This is a genomic window from Mesorhizobium sp. WSM4308 (assembly GCF_002294905.1).
In the GTDB taxonomy this organism is placed as follows: domain Bacteria; phylum Pseudomonadota; class Alphaproteobacteria; order Rhizobiales; family Rhizobiaceae; genus Mesorhizobium.
The window spans coordinates 55,623-71,550 of the sequence record NZ_NSFW01000022.1 but is presented as its reverse complement, the minus strand read 5'-3'; the positions used below and the strand labels follow the sequence as shown (position 1 = coordinate 71,550).

The following is a 15,928-nucleotide window of genomic DNA, read 5'->3' as shown; positions in this document are numbered from 1 at the left end:
AGTGTTTGGATGACAATCAGAAGAGCGCTTGCCGGTGATATCCAAACAGTCGTTTCGCTGACGCAAGCCGCCTACGCCCGCTACAACGCCATGCTCGACGCGCCGCCGATCCCGGTGACCGAAGACTACGCGCCGCGCATCGCGAACGCCGAGGTCTGGCTGCTGGAGAGCGGCGGCGAACCTGCCGGAGTGCTCACACTGGAGCGGCATGCGGATCACGCCATGATCTTCTCCATCGCGGTGTCGCCCGCCTTCCAGGGCAAGGGGTTCGGTATCGCATTGCTAAAACACGCCGACGAGCAGACGCGCCAGTGGCGCCTGCCGGAGATACGGCTCTACACCAATGCGAAAATGGAGCGGAACATCGCGCTCTATCTCGCTTACGGCTATCGCGAAACGGGTCGCCGGCCCAACCCCTACCGGCCAGGATGGGTGCTTGTCGACATGGCAAAGCCGGTCGACGAGACCACGACGGCCTGATTTTCTGAACGCGGCCAGACTTCTGAATTTGGCCAGACACCGCACTCGGGAGGACGATAATGAGCAAATCGGGAACAATCCGCTCCGGCATGGGCGGCTGGACCTTCGAGCCCTGGGATACGTCCTTCTATCCGGACAAATTGTCGAAGGCCAAGCAACTGCACTACGCCAGCCGGCAGGTGCCGAGCATCGAGGTCAACGGCACCTACTATTCCAGCTTCAAGGAGCCGACCTTCGTCAAATGGGCAAGCGAGGCGCCGGACGGTTTCGTCTATTCGCTGAAGGGCAACCGCTTCGTCACCAACCGCCGCGTGCTGGGCGAGGCCGGTGAATCGATGATGCGCTTCCTCGGCTCCGGCGTTGCCGCGCTCGGCGACAAGCTCGGCCCGATCCTGTGGCAGTTCGCGCCGACGAAAAAGTTCGATCCGGACGATTTCGAAGCTTTTTTGAAACTGCTGCCGGAGAAACAGGACGGTGTCGCGCTGCGCCATGCGCTGGAAGTCCGCAACGACAGTTTCATCGTGCCGGAATTCGCGGCACTTGCCCGCAAATACAAGGCGGCGATCGTCTATGCCGACCATGCCAAATATCCTGATATCGCCGACGTCACCGGCGACTTCGTCTACGCACGACTGCAGACCGGATCGGACGACAATCCCGATTGCTACACGCCGAAGGGGCTCGACGAGTGGGCGGCGCGGGCAAAGACATGGGCTGAAGGCAAGCAGCCGGCCGATTTGCGACGCGCCGATCCCGCCACCGACGCGCCTGTTCAGCCGCGCGACGTGTTCGTCTACTTCATCACCGAGGGCAAAGTGCGCGCACCGTTCGGGGCGATGGCGCTGATGAAGCGCATAGCCGGCTGACAAGCATTCGTTGTTGTTCGGCTACATGCTGTAAGTGCATCATCTATGCGTTTTGCGCGTAGCAAAGCGCCTATTCCCGGGCATCTTCGCCACGATCGTAACCTTATCGACACTTCCTTGCTGCATGTATGCGGCGACGCCAAGCTGCAGAGCTGGAGCCGCCGCCGGCAGGGAAAGAGGGGCATGTCGCTCGACTACACTTCACTTCTGCTGGCTGTCGGTTTCTCCGCTGCTTGCCTGAGCCTGACATTGTTCGGCATGTGGCTGACCGCCCGCACGGAACGGTTCCTGCTGACATGGGCGATCAGCCTGGTATTCGTGGTCGGCGATATCTTTGTCTATGACGCCTATATCGACATGCCCGGGCGCTTGCTCGGCATCGCCGCCCTTGCCCTGTTGCTGCTCGGTTTCTCAACCATGCTGGCTGCGGCCCACCAGTTCAGAACCGGCGGCTCGCCGCTGCCGCGAGCATTGTTGGGCTGTGTTTCACTGGCAGTGACGCTGCCCCCCATGGCTCTGGGTTATGATGGCCTTGGCTTCATGTTCGAGAACCTGTTCGCCGCCTTGCTCCTGTTCGCGACGGCATTCGAATACTGGCGCGGCCGCGACGAAGCCCCTGCCCTGACGGTCGGCATCACCACGCTCTACTCGGCCACCGCCGTTTCCTTCATGCTGTGCGCGGCGGTCCTGGCATGGGACGGCAAGCTGGTTCTCGGCCATGCACCAAGCAACTGGGCCGAGGAACTGAGCCTCATTGTCGTCATCGCCAGTATGACGGGCATTGGCGCCCTGTCCCTTGCGCTCAATCAGGGGCGCCTGGCGAGACACCACCGCCGCAACGCGCTCACCGATCCCTTGACCGGCCTGCTCAACCGGCGCGCACTGTTCGACATGCATAGCCATCTCCCGGTCGGTGCCTTTACCGCCGTGGTCGTCTTCGATCTCGACAATTTCAAAGCCATCAACGACGAGTTCGGCCACGCGGCCGGGGACGAGGTGCTGAAGGTATTTGCGAGCGAACTCGCCGGCAATCTTCGCCAGACCGACGTTGCCGCGCGCATGGGCGGCGAGGAATTCGCGCTGGTGTTGAAGCGCACCTTGCCGGAAACGGTCGAGGGCGCGGCGGAGCGCATCCGAACCGCCTTCGCGACACGCCAGATAGAGACCGAAACCGGCTCCCTGAGATGCACGGTCAGTGCCGGTTTTGCATTCGGCAGCAAAGAGGGGCTCAGCTTCGACAAGGTGCTCAGCGCCGCCGACAAGGCGCTTTACGACGCCAAGCGCGGCGGCCGCAACCGCGTCACCGCCTCTGCGTTCCGGCGCGCGAGCTGACCGCGCTTATCAATGCCGAGCTGTGACTATTGGATGGGCGAAAGCGACTCTATTGGATGGGCGAAAGCTGCTCTATGCCGCCATCACGATTTCATTGAAAGTATCGAGGTCGACGTAGAACACCTTGGTGATCTCCTCGATCAGGTCGTCATATTCGCAGCCCTGTGACCTCAAAATGTTGATGGCCGCGATGATATCGACCCGTTCGGTAAGCCGCCGCTTCTGGTAGTCCTCGACGAAACGTTCCATGGCTGTCCCTTAGCCTGTGTGCCCAAACGCGTTTGAACGACAAAGATCGCAGGAGAGAAGCTAGGAAGCCTTGCTTGCGTGGAACTTGCCGGCCTTCGCCGCGCCCTCGATCTGCGATAACCAGACTGATACGGAAGCGGCCGACTCACAAAGCCAACAAAAGGACTAGCATGCCGCCTCTGGCGCGCCAGAGACGAGGATCGCTGGATGAAAGAAATATTCGACTTGCCAAGGACTTTGGATCGTCAGCTGAAGTCCAGCACCGATTCTAGACGGTAAGAAACTTTCGCACATCAGCCCGGTCTAAATCTTCCGCCGGTCCAGTATGGACGATCTGGCCCCGGTCCATGATATTGACCTCGTCGGCAAGCTCGCGGCAGAAGTCGAGATATTGTTCGACCAGCAGCACCGCGATACCAGCCTGGTCGCGCAAATAGCGGACGGCGCGGCCGATGTCCTTGATGATCGATGGCTGGATGCCCTCGGTGGGCTCATCCAGCACCAGCAGCTTCGGCCGCATCACCAGCGCCCTGCCGATGGCGAGCTGCTGCTGCTGACCGCCCGAAAGATCACCGCCACGGCGGCCGAGCATCTGCTTCAGCACTGGAAACAGCTCGAAGACATGCGCCGGCACATTGCGGTCGGCACGCTTCAACGGCGCAAAACCCGATTCCAGGTTTTCGCGCACCGTGAGCAGGGGAAAGATCTCCCTGCCCTGCGGCACGAATGCGATGCCCGACCGGGCGCGGTCATACGCCGCGCTCCGGTCGAGCGCCTTCCCCTCGAAGGCAACGCTTCCGCTCGTCAGCCGGTGGTGGCCGACGATCGATCTCATCAAACTGGTTTTGCCGACGCCGTTGCGGCCGAGCACGCAAGTGATCTTGCCGGCACCCGCCTTCAGCGAAACGCCGCGCAGCGCCTGGGCGGCGCCGTAGTGGAGCGTGGCGTTGGAAACTTCGAGCATGTCAGCGCCTTCTCCAGAACCGGAGAAACGACAGACCGAAGCGATGAAACTGCACCCGCCAGACCATGGTCATCTCCCCAGATAGACTTCGACGACGCGCTCGTCGGCCGAGACGAAATCGAGTGTGCCTTCCGACAGCACCGAGCCCTCGTGCAGGCAGGTGACCTTGACGCCGAGTTCGCGAACGAAATGCATGTCGTGCTCGACGACGATGACGGAATGGTCGCGCGCAATGTCCTTGAGCAGCCGCGCCGTCTCCTCGGTTTCGGCATCGGTCATGCCCGCGACCGGCTCGTCGACCAAAAGCAGCTTCGGATCCTGCGCCAGCAGCATGCCGATCTCCAGCCACTGTTTCTGGCCGTGGCTGAGATTGGCGGCCAGCTCGTGGCGCTTGTTGCCCAGCCGGATAATGCCGAGAATGTCGTCGATCTGCCGCGCCTCGGCCGCAGAGCGGCGGTTGAACAGCGCCGGGAAGATCGAACGCGGCCCCTTCAGCGCCAGCATCAGATTGTCCTCGATCGTGTGGCTTTCGAAGACCGTCGGCTTTTGGAACTTGCGCCCTATGCCCATCATGGCGATCTCGGCCTCGTCATGCCTGGTGAGATCCACCTGGCCGTCGAAGAACACTTCGCCCTCGTCGGGCCGCGTCTTGCCGGTGACGATGTCCATCATCGTCGTCTTGCCGGCGCCGTTGGGGCCGATGATGGCGCGCATCTCGCCCTTGTCGAGCACGAGCGACAAATTGTTGATGGCGCGAAAACCGTCGAAGGAGACCGAGACGCCGTCGAGATAGAGCATGGTGTTCGACTTGCTCATGGTCGCTACTCCGCCGCCTGCGGTTCAGGGTCGGACAAGGACCATTCGCCCGGATTCCTCGCCGGCGAGCGAGCGGGCTTCGAGGTCGCGGACGGCATTGCAACCTTGGTGGCGGCCTCTTCAGCGGCGGAGGCCGCGCGCAACGCCTTCGCATTGCCGCCCCAGCTGTCCCACATGCCGATGATGCCCTTTGGCAAGAGCAAGGTGACGGCAACGAACAGGCCGCCCAGCGCAAACAGCCACAATTCCGGCAGCACGCCGGTGAACCAGGATTTGCCGGCATTGACCAGCAGCGCTCCGATGATCGGCCCGACAATGGTGCCACGTCCGCCGACGGCGGCCCAGATCACCACCTCGATCGAATTGGACGGTTCGAACTCGCCGGGATTGATGATTCCGACTTGCGGCACATAGAGCGCGCCGGCAATGCCGGCCATGACCGCCGAGACGGTGAAGGCGAACAGTTTCACATTCTCCGCCCGCCAGCCGAGGAAGCGCGTGCGGCTTTCGGCATCGCGCACCGCCATCAGGAGCTTGCCGTATTTGGAGCCGACGATCGCCCAGGTGATGAACACGGCGAGCGCCAGCATCACCGCGCTGGCGGCGAACAGCGCCGAACGCGTTGCGTCGGCTTGCACGTTGAAACCAAGAATGTCCTTGAAATCAGTCAGGCCGTTATTGCCGCCGAAACCCATATCGTTGCGGAAAAAGGCGAGCAGCAGCGCATAGGTCATCGCCTGGGTGATGATGGAGAGATAGACGCCGGTGACGCGGCTGCGGAAGGCGAACCAGCCGAAGACGAAGGCGAGCAGGCCGGGCACCGCCAGCACCATGATCGCCGCAAACCAGAAATGATCGAAGCCATGCCAGAACCACGGCAATTCCTTGTAGTTCAGGAACACCATGAAATCAGGCAGGATCGGGTTGCCATAGACGCCGCGCGAACCGATCTGGCGCATCAGATACATGCCCATCGCATAGCCGCCGAGCGCGAAGAAGGCGCCGTGGCCGAGCGAAAGGATGCCGCAATAGCCCCAGACCAGGTCGAGCGCGAGCGCCAGCAGCGCATAGCAGAGATATTTGCCGGTCAGCGCCACGATATAGGCCGGGACGTAGAAGGCGCTGGTTGGCGACACCGCAAGGTTGAGCAGCGGCACGATAATGGCCGCGGCCAGCAGGATGAAGATGGTGATGGCGATGCGGCGGTCGGCGCCGGCGGCGAAGAAGCGTCCCGTGATCATGCTTCCACCGCCCTGCCCTTGAGGGCGAACAGGCCGCGCGGGCGCTTCTGGATGAACAGGATGATCAGCACCAGCACGACGATCTTGCCGAGCACGGCGCCGGCATAAGGCTCGAGGAACTTGTTGACGATGCCCAGCGAAAAGGCGCCGACCAGCGTGCCCCAGAGATTGCCGACGCCGCCGAAGACGACGACCATGAAGCTGTCGATGATGTAGCCGCGGCCGAGATTGGGCGAGACATTGTCGATCTGGCTAAGCGCGACACCGGCAATGCCGGCGATGCCGGATCCGAGCGCGAAGGTCAGCGCGTCGACCCATGGCGTCCTGATGCCCATCGAGGCCGCCATGTGGCGGTTGGCGGTGACGGCGCGCATCTGCAGTCCCCAGGGCGTGCGCTTCATCACATAGAGCAGGACGCCGAAGACGGTGAGCGCGAAGACCAGGATCCACAGCCGGTTCCAGGTGATGGCCAGCTGGCCGATATCGAACGAACCCGACATCCAGGAGGGGTTGCCGACCTCCTGGTTGGTCGGCCCGAAGATCGAGCGCACCGCCTGCTGCAGGATCAGCGACACGCCCCAGGTCGCCAGCAGCGTCTCCAGCGGCCGTCCGTAGAGGAAGCGGATGACGCCGCGTTCGATGGCGAGGCCAACGAGTGCGGCGACCAGGAAGGCAAGCGGCAGCGCAATGACCAGCGACCAGTCGAACAGGCCGGGAAAGGATGTGCGGATCACTTGCTGGACAACGAAGGTCGTGTAGGCGCCGAGCATGACCATCTCGCCATGCGCCATGTTGATGACGCCCATGACGCCGAAGGTGATGGCGAGCCCGATCGCCGCGAGCAGCAGCACCGACCCTAGCGAAATGCCGTACCAGATGTTCTGCCCGGCATCCCAGATGGCGAGCGTTGAATTAATGCTTGCGATTGCGGCCGTCGCCGCTTCCTTGACCGCTCCGGAGGCGTTGGCCTCGACGGAGGTGAGTAGCGAAACCGCATTACGGTCGCCACGCGCACCGATCAGCGCGATTGCGGCGAGCTTGTCTGCATCAGGCTTGTCTGAAACCAGTATGGAAGCGCCACGCGCCTGCTCGAGCAAAGCCTTGACGCTCGCCACGCTTTCACTGGCGATCGCTGCGTCGAGCGGTTCGATATTGGCGGCGTCCGGTGTCTTGAACATGGTGTCGGCCGCGGCGATGCGAACGGTCGGATCCTTGGAACCAAGCGTCAACGTGCCCAATGCATCACGGATGGCGCGGCGCAAGGTGTTGTTGACAGTGATCTTGGTTATGTCGTCCTCGGAGGCCTCGCCAGCTGCCTCGCCGCTCAGCGGGTCAAAAAGCTGGACGCCTTCATCGCCTTCCTTGCCGACAAAAACCATCGAGTCGGCGGTGCGAATGTAAAGATTGCCGTCAGCCAATGCAGCAAGCGGCCGTTCGACAGCGGAATCCCCTGTGGCTGTCAATTCTTGGACGACAGCTCCCGTCTCAGAAAAGTCCATTACCGTAGCGAACTTGGCGATGATGCCACGCAGGTCGGCTTCCGCGGCGCCCGAAGACGACAGCGTCGTCAGCAGGAACAGCAGTGTCAGGCCCGCGCGGATCAAGGTCATCGGCTTATGTTAACCCCTTGAAGGTTTGAATTGGACGTCCGGACGGCGGAGGAAACCGTCCGGACGCTGCGGTCTGGTCATGGACCCAACAGTCCAGACCTGGGAGGTCAGTTCGTTCCCTTGCCGCCGCACTTGCCGGTAGCAACGTTGAAGTTGCCGCAGGACAGAGGCTTGCGCCAATCGGAGATCAGGTCCTTGGAATCCGGCAGGTAATCGGACCATTCATCGCCCATCACCAGACCCGGTGTCTTCGAAACCGTTTCGAACTGGCCATTGGCCTGGATTTCGCCGATCAGCACCGGCTTGGTGATGTGGTGGTTTGGCATCATCGTCGAATAGCCGCCGGTCAGGTTCGGCACCGAAACGCCGATCATGGCATCGATGACCTTGTCCGGATCGGTGGTGCCGGCCTTTTCAACCGCCTTCACCCACATATTGAAGCCGATATAATGGGCTTCCATCGGGTCGTTGGTGGTGCGCTTGTTGTTCTTGATGAACTTGTGCCAATCGGAGATGAACTTCTTGTTCTCGGGCGTGTTGACGCTCTCGAAATAGTTCCAGGCGGCGAGATGGCCGACCAGCGGCTTGGTGTCGAGACCGGCAAGCTCTTCCTCACCGACGGAGAAGGCCATGACCGGAATGTCCTCGGCCTTGATGCCCTGGTTGCCGAGTTCCTTGTAGAATGGCACGTTGGCGTCACCATTGACGGTCGAAACGACGGCGGTCTTCTTGCCGGCAGAACCGAACTTCTTGATCGCAGAAACTTCGGTCTGCCAGTCGGAGAAGCCGAACGGCGTATAGTTGGTCATGATGTCTTCGGCAGCGACGCCCTTGGACTTCAGATAGGCCTCGAGGATCTTGTTAGTGGTACGCGGATAAACGTAGTCGGTGCCTTCCAGCACCCAACGCTTCACCGAACCGCCGTCCTTGCTCATCAGATAGTCGACGGCCGGAATGGCCTGCTGGTTCGGAGCCGCACCCGTGTAGAACACGTTGCGCTCGCTTTCCTCGCCCTCATACTGGACGGGATAGAACAGGATGTTGTCGAGCTCGGAGAACACCGGCAGCACCGACTTGCGCGACACCGAGGTCCAGCAGCCGAACACCGCCGCGACCTTGTCCTTCGAAATCAGCTCGCGCGCCTTTTCGGCGAACAGCGGCCAGTTGGAAGCCGGATCGACGACGACGGCTTCAAGCTTCTTGCCGAGCAGGCCGCCCTTGGCGTTCTGCTCATCGATGAGCATCAGCATGGCGTCCTTCAGCGTCGTCTCCGAAATCGCCATGGTCCCCGACAGCGAATGGAGAATGCCGACCTTGATCGTATCGTCGGCCGCCCTGGCGGGAGCCGACATCAACAGGCCGGCGGCAACGACGCTCGCCGAAAACATTTTTGTTATTGTCGAGAAATTACCCCTCATACGGAAGTCTCCCACGCTGGTTGATTGCACCGCAACAATACAATGCAACCCCCATGCCAACCGCTGCCGGGATGCTGAAAAACGGCAAATAACCAGGCATTATCAAGCGTTTATTATATTAGTTTGAACAAATCAAAGAGAGCCGGTTAAAAATTGGTTGAGAGAAATTTGCGCAGCGCATTTAGCATCTGCCTAATTTTTGCCCAATTTCGCCAAATGCCTAGATTTTGGCCTCAACGTGCGAGGTGGGGCTATGAAGTTGCAGCACAGCGCAAAAATAGGGCAAGCTCTCTGCTCAACCGAGCGACGTCATGACATCCCTGATTTCACGCATTTTTATCGGCATAGCGCTTCTGGCGGCAGCGACCGGCGCCGCACAGGCCGACTTCAGCGACGGCAAGATGCCTGACGGCACCTATCACTGCGAAGTCTACCTGCTCGGCTTGTTCCTCGACCTCGGCGACATCACGGTCAAGGGGAACGTCTATACAGGCCCGGTAACCTTCGGAACCGCCCAGCAGGCTTACAATTATCAGATGAATGCAAACGGCCAGATCTCCTGGCTGGGACCGCTCGGCGGCTACACCACGGGCGGCAACTCGCTGTCGATGACCCAGGCAACGCTGGATGGCCAGAACCCGCCCTCCTTCGACATCATCATGAAGCAACCCGACGGCGCCTTCACCGCCTCGACCTGCACCCGGCGGAGCAATCCGTAGGCCTGCCCTGGAACGGCGCCGCCGTACGGCCCGCAAGCCGTGTCCGCCTTCTCGTGTCATCTCACGCCGGATGGCACGACCTTGTTCCTGTCGGTCCAGCACCCCGCGGAAGACGCCGAGACGCTCGACAAGGCGCAAACATTGTGGCCCGATTTCAGGGACGGCCAGCCGCCGAGGCCGTCAGTGGTCGCCATCCGCCGCATGGACGGCCTGCCGGTCGGCGCCTGACCTATATCCGACAAAAAATGCGGAGCGCCTGGCGCGCTCCGCACAGCGGTCCGGGAGGACGGCAATCACCGGCGACGGTCACGCCGAACTGCTTGAAGGCGATTCTGCTTTCACCGGAAGCGCTTTAGCGCGCCGCTGCGGCAACCTCGAGCGCCAGCCGGCTCATATCGGTGAAAAGCGCCTGGCGCTCGGAATAGTCGGCCTGTTCGCCGGTAACCAGATTGTCGACGACGGTCAGCAGCGATAACGCCCTCGCGCCGAAATGCGCCGCGACGCGATAGAGCGCGCTGGTCTCCATATCCACGGCCAGCGCTCCGAGTGCCCTTGCCTCGGCATATCGGGTGTGCGTTTCAGGATGATGGAATATGTCGGTGCAGACTGTCGGGCCGGCATGGTGGTCGATGCCGAGTTCTGCTGCCTTGGCCAAGGCGCAGGAGAGCAACGCCGGATCCGGGCCGGCGTCAGCGTCATAAAGGCCAAAGACCTGGCCGCTTTGCTTGTTTTCCGGCCGTGCCGATTGCGAGATCACCAGGCTGCGCAGCTTTACCTCGGCGCCCAGGCCGCCGCAGGTCCCGGTGCGGATCAATGTTCGGGCGCCATAATAGTCGAGCAATTCATGGGTATAGATCAGGAACGACGAAACCCCGATACCCGTTGCCTGGATGCTGATGGGCCGGCCGCGATAAAGGCCGGTAAAGCCGAAAGCACCCCGCCTGCGATTGACGCAGCGTGGCGCCTCGAGAAATGTCTGCGCCATCCATTCGGCGCGCTGCGGGTCGCCCGGCAACAGCACCGTTTCGGCGTAATCGCCCTTGCCTGCCTCTATGTGTGGCGTCAATCGCCGCTCCCCCAAGCCCGCCTGGCCCTCGCGCGCAATCATGGCGCTGTCGGGGCGTTGTGCAAGGCAGACCATTGGAGAAAACTAAATTAGGACTCCAGCATATCCTTGACGATCGTCGCCAGTTGCTTGAGCGAGAACGGCTTCGGCAGGAAGCCGAAATGCGCGTCGGCCGGCAGGTTCCTGGCGAAGGCGTCCTCGGCATAACCGGACACGAACACGAACTTGATATCCGGCTGGCGCTTGCGCAACTCGCCAAGCAGGGTCGGCCCGTCCATTTCCGGCATGACGACATCCGAAACGACGATGTCGACCTTGCCGCCCAGGGCTTCGAAGACTTCCAGCGCCTCGACGCCGGAGGATGCCTCATGCACCGTATAGCCACGCGAGGTCAGCGCCCGCATGCCGCCCATGCGCACGGCATCCTCGTCCTCGACCAGCAGCACCGTGGCTGACCCCGACAGGTCCTTGGTGCTGTCGACCGGCTTGACCAGCGCGGCACTCGGGGTTTCCCCGGGTTCGGCCGCCTTTTTCGCTTCCGCGATATGACGCGGCAGGAAGATGCGAAAGGTCGATCCCTTGCCGACCTCGGAATCGCAGAAAATGAAGCCGCCGGTCTGCTTGATGATGCCGTAGACCATGGACAGGCCAAGGCCCGTGCCCTTGCCGACCTCCTTGGTGGTGAAGAACGGCTCGAAGATCTTCTTCAGCACATCCGGCGCGATGCCGCTGCCGGTGTCTTCGACCTCGACCACGACATAGTCGGCCGCGGCCAGTTCGCGATAGGAGAAGGTCTTGCACTCCTCGGCGGTGACGTTGCGGGTGCGCACGGTGAGATCGCCGCCGGCGGGCATAGCGTCGCGCGCATTGACCGCCAGATTGACCACCACCTGCTCGAACTGACCGATATCTACCCTGACCGGCCACAGGTCCCGGCCGTGGTCGATCTTCAGCTTGATGTCGTTGCCGACCAGGCGGGCAAGCAGCATCCTGAGATCGGCGAGCACGTCGGTGAGGTTCAGCACCTCCGGCCGCAGCGTCTGCTTGCGCGAGAAGGCCAGCAACTGCCTGACCAGTGAAGCCGCCCGATTGGCGTTCTGCTTGATATTCATGATGTCGGGGAAGGACGGGTCCGACGGCCGGTGATTGGTCAAAAGGAGGTCCGACGCCATGATGATGGCGGTCAGCACATTGTTGAAGTCGTGGGCGATGCCGCCCGCGAGTTGCCCGACTGCCTGCATCTTCTGGCTTTGCGCCATCTGCCCTTCGAGCGCCTTCTGCTCGGTCGTCTCGACGGCGTAGACGATGGCCGATTCCTCTGCGCCCTCGCCGCCGGTGCCGTCGGCGACGGCATTGACGTAGAAACGGATGTGCCGCTCCTCGTTGCCGGGCAGCACGGTGTCGATCGGCTCGATGTCGGCCTGCCGCTGCCGGGCCTTCTCGAATGCGGCGGCAAAGGCCGGACGCTCTCGCTCGTGGATCACCGTATCGAGCCGCACACGGCGATCCACGGCGTCCCGGTCGACGACCGAGGAAAACAGCGACAGGAAGGGGGCGTTGGTGCGCAGGATGCGCCCGCTGGCATCGACACCCGCGATCGCCATCGGCGTCGAGTTGAAGAAGCGGGTGAAGCGCACTTCCGAGGCGCGCAGATCGGCCGAGGCATCCTCGCCTTGCGTGCGGTTGAGCACGATCGTGCGTGTCGGACCCCCGACACCTTCGCGGCTGGCCGAAACGCGATGCATGAAGCGCACCGGCAGCGCCTCTCCCGTCATCGTCGTCAAATCGAGATCGATGACCGCGTTGCGCGTCGTGCCGGGGTCGGCCTTGACCGAGCGCACCAAAGCCATGCCGTCGCCGGCAACGATATCCGGCAAGGTCACCGCGCCGGGTGTGAAGCTGGCAAGATCGATGCCCAGCCACTCCGCGAGCGTGGCGTTGATGTAGGTGACGCGACCGTCCTGGTCGGCGGAAAAGAAGCCGGCCGGGGCGTGGTCCAGGTGATCGATGGCCTTCTGCAGATCGAGGAAGAAACGCTCCTGCTCGGCCCGCTCCTGCGAAATGTCGGCGAGTTGCCAGGCCAGCATCGGCAAGCGCTGGCCCGGAACGTTGAAGGTGCGGGCGCGCGCCCGGTACCAGCGGGCGCCCGGTTCGGCGCCGGGCCGGATCGACTGCGCCAGCCGAAACTCGCCGTCGCCCGGCTGCCCGTCACGCAGGCCGGAGGCCAGCCGGTAAATCGTCACCGAGGCCTCGGGAACATCCGAAAGCAGCCCTTCGACCGTCTTGAGGTCGGCGGCCGAGGAAGCTCCGGTCATGTCGGCATAGGCACGGTTGGCGTAGACGACGCGGCCCTTGGTGTCCGTCACGAGCAGGCCCTGCGCCATCGAATCGACGAAAGCCTTGGACAGTTCATCGCCGGTCGAGCGCGGCGTGACCTGCACGAAGCCGATCGCGGTCGCAAACAGGAAGCCGACGCCGATCATCGCCAGCACGCCAAGCATGCCGAGCAGGAAGGGGTCCCCGAGGCGCTCGCGGAACAGGCCGAAGACGATCGCGGCCCCCGTCAGAACGACGATGAAGATGATGAGCCGGGTGACCGCGCCCGGTCGCGTGTTCTGGTCGACGATCGGTACCGGATAGAAATCGCCGCGCGCTTCCTTGGCCATATGCCCCCTGCTCGTGAAGTCCGACGTTCCGACACCCGCCCCTGATGCATGTCGCCCAAAAGTGACTTCGGTTTTGGGAAAACGACATGCACAAAAACAAGGCCCTAGCGCGCCTCGCGTGAATCCGCTTCAGCGCGACCCGCTTTAGCCGGTTGAATCACATTCTCCCAGTCCGGAAAAGGCCCGGGCGGCAAATGTCAGATAAAAATGATGCCGGCCGGCCTTCCCAGTGTTTCAAGCTGTTCACGATGCGTGAAAGGCAACTTGCGGTGGCCAGCCGCAACGGTCTAGTGTCGCGTCACTTTCCAAAACCGATCAGGGGAAACCAATGCAGTGGCTGGATAGCGTGGCGGGCCCTGGTTATGCGGCGGCACTCCTGTGGACCTTCGCGGCGCTGATCCTGCTGGTCATCGTGCTCGTCATCGTCAGGCTCGTTCGCAACCTGACCTTCGGCACGTTCGTCGCCGGTGGCCGGAACCGCAAGACGCGGCTGGCCGTCATGGACGCCACCGCCGTCGACAGCCATCGCCGGCTGGTGCTGGTGCGCCGCGACGATATCGAACATCTGCTGCTGATCGGCGGCCCGACCGACGTCGTCGTCGAACGCGACATACGCCTTGCCGCACCGCGCCGTCCAGCGCTGACCGGAGATAGTGGTCTGCAACCCGTCCCGGCCACCGCGGCCCCGGCGGCAAAACCGCGGCCGCCTCAGCCGGCTCCAGCACCGGCACGACCGGCGCCGCAGCCGGCGACCGCGGCGCCGCCGCCTGCCCGCCAGCGCCCGGCAGCGCCACCACCAGCCCCAACCCCCGCACCGAAACCGGCGCAACCCCATCAATCGACCAACGTCACGCCGCTGCCTGCCTATGGCTCAGCCAACGCCAATGCCGTCAGGCACGCGCCATCGCCACCGCAGAGCAGTATCGACGACGAGCTGATGAAGGACCTGGAGGTTTCGCTCGACCAGCCGCGCTCCGGTGGTCCTGTTGGCAAACCGGTGGCCAAGGCGCCGCAATCGCTCGACGATGAAATGACCAGGCTTCTAGGCGAACTTTCAAGCCAGAAGAAATGATTGGCGCCTGAGGCGCCCCGCCGGCCGGGGTTTGCTTTCGCTTGCTGCAACGGATTTGTGATACAACCAACAAAAATGGCCGGAAAGCCCGGCCATTTTTGACAATGACTTCACTTGTAACTGCCTTGAGATGCAGTCCAGAAGCAATACGTCAGTCGTCGCGATAGACTTTTTCGCGGCGCTCATGCCGTTCCTGCGCTTCGATCGACAAGGTGGCTATCGGACGGGCGTCGAGCCGTTTCAGCGCGATCGGCTCGCCGGTCTCCTCGCAGTAGCCGTAAGTGCCTTCGTCGATGCGCTGCAGCGCCGAATCGATCTTCGCGATGAGTTTGCGCTGACGGTCGCGAGCCCGGAGCTCGATGGCGCGGTCTGTCTCGGAAGAGGCGCGGTCGGCGAGGTCGGGGTGGTTGGCGTTTTCCTGCTGCAGGATTTCGAGAGTTTCGCGCGCTTCGCGCAATATGTCATTTTTCCAGGTGACGAGCTTCAGGCGGAAGTAGGATTTCTGCCGCTCGTTCATGAACGGCTCGTCTTCGGAGGGTACGTAATCGGCGGTAACGATGTCGTTCATTCGACTCACCCAAACTGCCCCAAATTTGGCGCTTATATATTCGCCGCCCGACGCCTGCACAAGCGCAATCAGTCACCGACTCACGCAATTGTTAAAGTGCCCCGGCGGCACCCGTCGGGGCGAGATGTCGCTGATTCGATGGAGAAAGTGCCGCATGATTCTTTGCGAGGAAGAACAAGGGGCCATTGTGCGCGGCGCCCTTCTCGTGGCTAATCGTGCCGCGGCTTCGGCATCATCGGAGGTTGGGTGAGCAGGCTCTATCTGTTGCGGCACGCCAAGGCTGGCTGGGCGCTGCCCGGCATGCGCGATTTCGATCGACCGCTTGATGCATCCGGCCGCGCCGATGCCGAGACGATGGGCGCTGCCATGCGCTCCCGTGGCTATGTCCCCGATTTGACATTGTGCTCCAACGCCCGGCGCGCCAAGGAAACGCTCGAAGGGCTGGCCGGCCAGACCGACACCGGCAAGGTGCTGTTTTTCGACACGCTCTACAGCGAAGACGCGGCCGGCTATCTCCGCGTCATCCGGGAACATGGCGGGCCGGGGTCACTGCTGGTCATCGGTCACAATCCGATGACGGAGGATCTTGCCATGGCAGTGTCAGGCGATGGCGACGAGACGGCGCGTGCCATGCTCAACCATGGGTTCCCGACCTCGGGCCTGGCGGTCGTGCGTTTCCTCGACGATCTGACCAAAGCGGCCCAGGAAACGGGTTATCTCGAGGCGTTCCTGACACCGGCCGATCTCTAACTCTCTGTTTTGGCGCGATTTCGGACGGGAAAACCGCTCCGCACTTTCCTGGAATTGCTTCGGCATCGATTTCCGGCGCCATTTCAAAGCCGGGTTCCAACGCCTATATCG

Annotated in this window: 16 protein-coding genes; 7 read left to right on the top strand and 9 right to left on the bottom strand. The window is 62.3% G+C overall.

Going from position 1 to position 15,928, the window contains the following annotated elements:
• Positions 1-9 precede the first annotated feature (9 nt).
• The 3 genes from CK227_RS31310 (at position 10) to CK227_RS31300 (ending at position 2,678) form a co-directional block, all read left to right on the top strand.
• A complete protein-coding gene (locus tag CK227_RS31310) occupies positions 10-480 on the top strand; it encodes a GNAT family N-acetyltransferase (RefSeq protein ID WP_095775379.1) in 471 nt (156 codons plus the stop codon).
• Between the two features lie 59 nt (positions 481-539).
• Complete coding sequence (locus CK227_RS31305) at positions 540-1,346, top strand: DUF72 domain-containing protein (protein WP_095775378.1); 807 nt, start codon at positions 540-542, stop codon at positions 1,344-1,346.
• 183 nt (positions 1,347-1,529) lie between these two features.
• Positions 1,530-2,678, top strand: a complete 1,149-nt coding sequence (locus CK227_RS31300) for a GGDEF domain-containing protein (protein WP_095775437.1) — start codon at positions 1,530-1,532, stop codon at positions 2,676-2,678.
• A gap of 72 nt (positions 2,679-2,750) precedes the next feature.
• On the opposite strand, the gene CK227_RS31295 is transcribed toward CK227_RS31300, so the two are convergent.
• The 6 genes from CK227_RS31295 to urtA all read right to left on the bottom strand — a co-directional run bounded on the left by CK227_RS31295 (position 2,751) and on the right by urtA (position 8,946).
• Positions 2,751-2,927: a hypothetical protein gene (locus tag CK227_RS31295; protein WP_019858306.1), complete on the bottom strand. Its 177-nt coding sequence runs from the start codon at positions 2,925-2,927 to the stop codon at positions 2,751-2,753.
• A 268-nt stretch (positions 2,928-3,195) separates the two neighbouring features.
• On the bottom strand, positions 3,196-3,891 hold the full coding sequence (gene urtE, locus CK227_RS31290) for an urea ABC transporter ATP-binding subunit UrtE (protein WP_095775377.1): 696 nt from the start codon (positions 3,889-3,891) through the stop codon (positions 3,196-3,198).
• 69 nt (positions 3,892-3,960) lie between these two features.
• A complete protein-coding gene (gene urtD / locus CK227_RS31285) occupies positions 3,961-4,707 on the bottom strand; it encodes an urea ABC transporter ATP-binding protein UrtD (protein WP_095775376.1) in 747 nt (248 codons plus the stop codon).
• Between the two features lie 5 nt (positions 4,708-4,712).
• Positions 4,713-5,948: an urea ABC transporter permease subunit UrtC gene (gene urtC, locus CK227_RS31280; RefSeq protein WP_095775375.1), complete on the bottom strand. Its 1,236-nt coding sequence runs from the start codon at positions 5,946-5,948 to the stop codon at positions 4,713-4,715.
• Positions 5,945-7,558 carry an urea ABC transporter permease subunit UrtB gene (gene urtB / locus CK227_RS31275; RefSeq protein ID WP_095775374.1) on the bottom strand — a complete coding sequence of 538 codons (1,614 nt, stop codon included), beginning with the start codon at positions 7,556-7,558 and terminating at the stop codon, positions 5,945-5,947. The genes urtC and urtB overlap by 4 nt, the downstream gene beginning before the upstream one ends.
• Positions 7,559-7,665: 107 nt before the next feature.
• On the bottom strand, positions 7,666-8,946 hold the full coding sequence (gene urtA / locus CK227_RS31270; protein ID WP_245318325.1) for an urea ABC transporter substrate-binding protein: 1,281 nt from the start codon (positions 8,944-8,946) through the stop codon (positions 7,666-7,668).
• A gap of 341 nt (positions 8,947-9,287) precedes the next feature.
• On the opposite strand from urtA, the gene CK227_RS31265 reads away from it, so the two are divergent.
• Both CK227_RS31265 and CK227_RS31260 read left to right on the top strand, forming a co-directional pair.
• Positions 9,288-9,695 (top strand): hypothetical protein, encoded by a 408-nt coding sequence (locus CK227_RS31265; RefSeq protein ID WP_095775372.1) that lies wholly within the window; start codon positions 9,288-9,290, stop codon positions 9,693-9,695.
• A gap of 39 nt (positions 9,696-9,734) precedes the next feature.
• Entirely contained in the window at positions 9,735-9,923 is a 189-nt protein-coding gene (locus tag CK227_RS31260) for a hypothetical protein (RefSeq protein WP_095775371.1), read from the top strand.
• Between the two features lie 124 nt (positions 9,924-10,047).
• Here CK227_RS31260 and CK227_RS31255 read toward each other — a convergent pair whose 3' ends face one another.
• Both CK227_RS31255 and CK227_RS31250 read right to left on the bottom strand, forming a co-directional pair.
• Complete coding sequence (locus CK227_RS31255) at positions 10,048-10,761, bottom strand: DeoD-type purine-nucleoside phosphorylase (protein ID WP_095775436.1); 714 nt, start codon at positions 10,759-10,761, stop codon at positions 10,048-10,050.
• A gap of 89 nt (positions 10,762-10,850) precedes the next feature.
• On the bottom strand, positions 10,851-13,427 hold the full coding sequence (locus CK227_RS31250) for a PAS domain-containing sensor histidine kinase (protein ID WP_095775370.1): 2,577 nt from the start codon (positions 13,425-13,427) through the stop codon (positions 10,851-10,853).
• 328 nt (positions 13,428-13,755) lie between these two features.
• Here CK227_RS31250 and CK227_RS31245 point away from each other — a divergent pair, with 328 nt between their 5' ends.
• Positions 13,756-14,499 (top strand): flagellar biosynthetic protein FliO, encoded by a 744-nt coding sequence (locus CK227_RS31245; protein WP_095775369.1) that lies wholly within the window; start codon positions 13,756-13,758, stop codon positions 14,497-14,499.
• A gap of 151 nt (positions 14,500-14,650) precedes the next feature.
• Here the strand turns inward: CK227_RS31245 and dksA are convergent, their stop codons facing one another.
• A complete protein-coding gene (gene dksA / locus CK227_RS31240) occupies positions 14,651-15,067 on the bottom strand; it encodes an RNA polymerase-binding protein DksA (RefSeq protein ID WP_010909647.1) in 417 nt (138 codons plus the stop codon).
• Positions 15,068-15,313: 246 nt separating this feature from the next.
• On the opposite strand from dksA, the gene CK227_RS31235 reads away from it, so the two are divergent.
• Positions 15,314-15,817, top strand: coding sequence for a histidine phosphatase family protein (locus tag CK227_RS31235; protein WP_095775368.1), 504 nt, complete (start codon positions 15,314-15,316; stop codon positions 15,815-15,817).
• Positions 15,818-15,928: the final 111 nt, after the last annotated feature.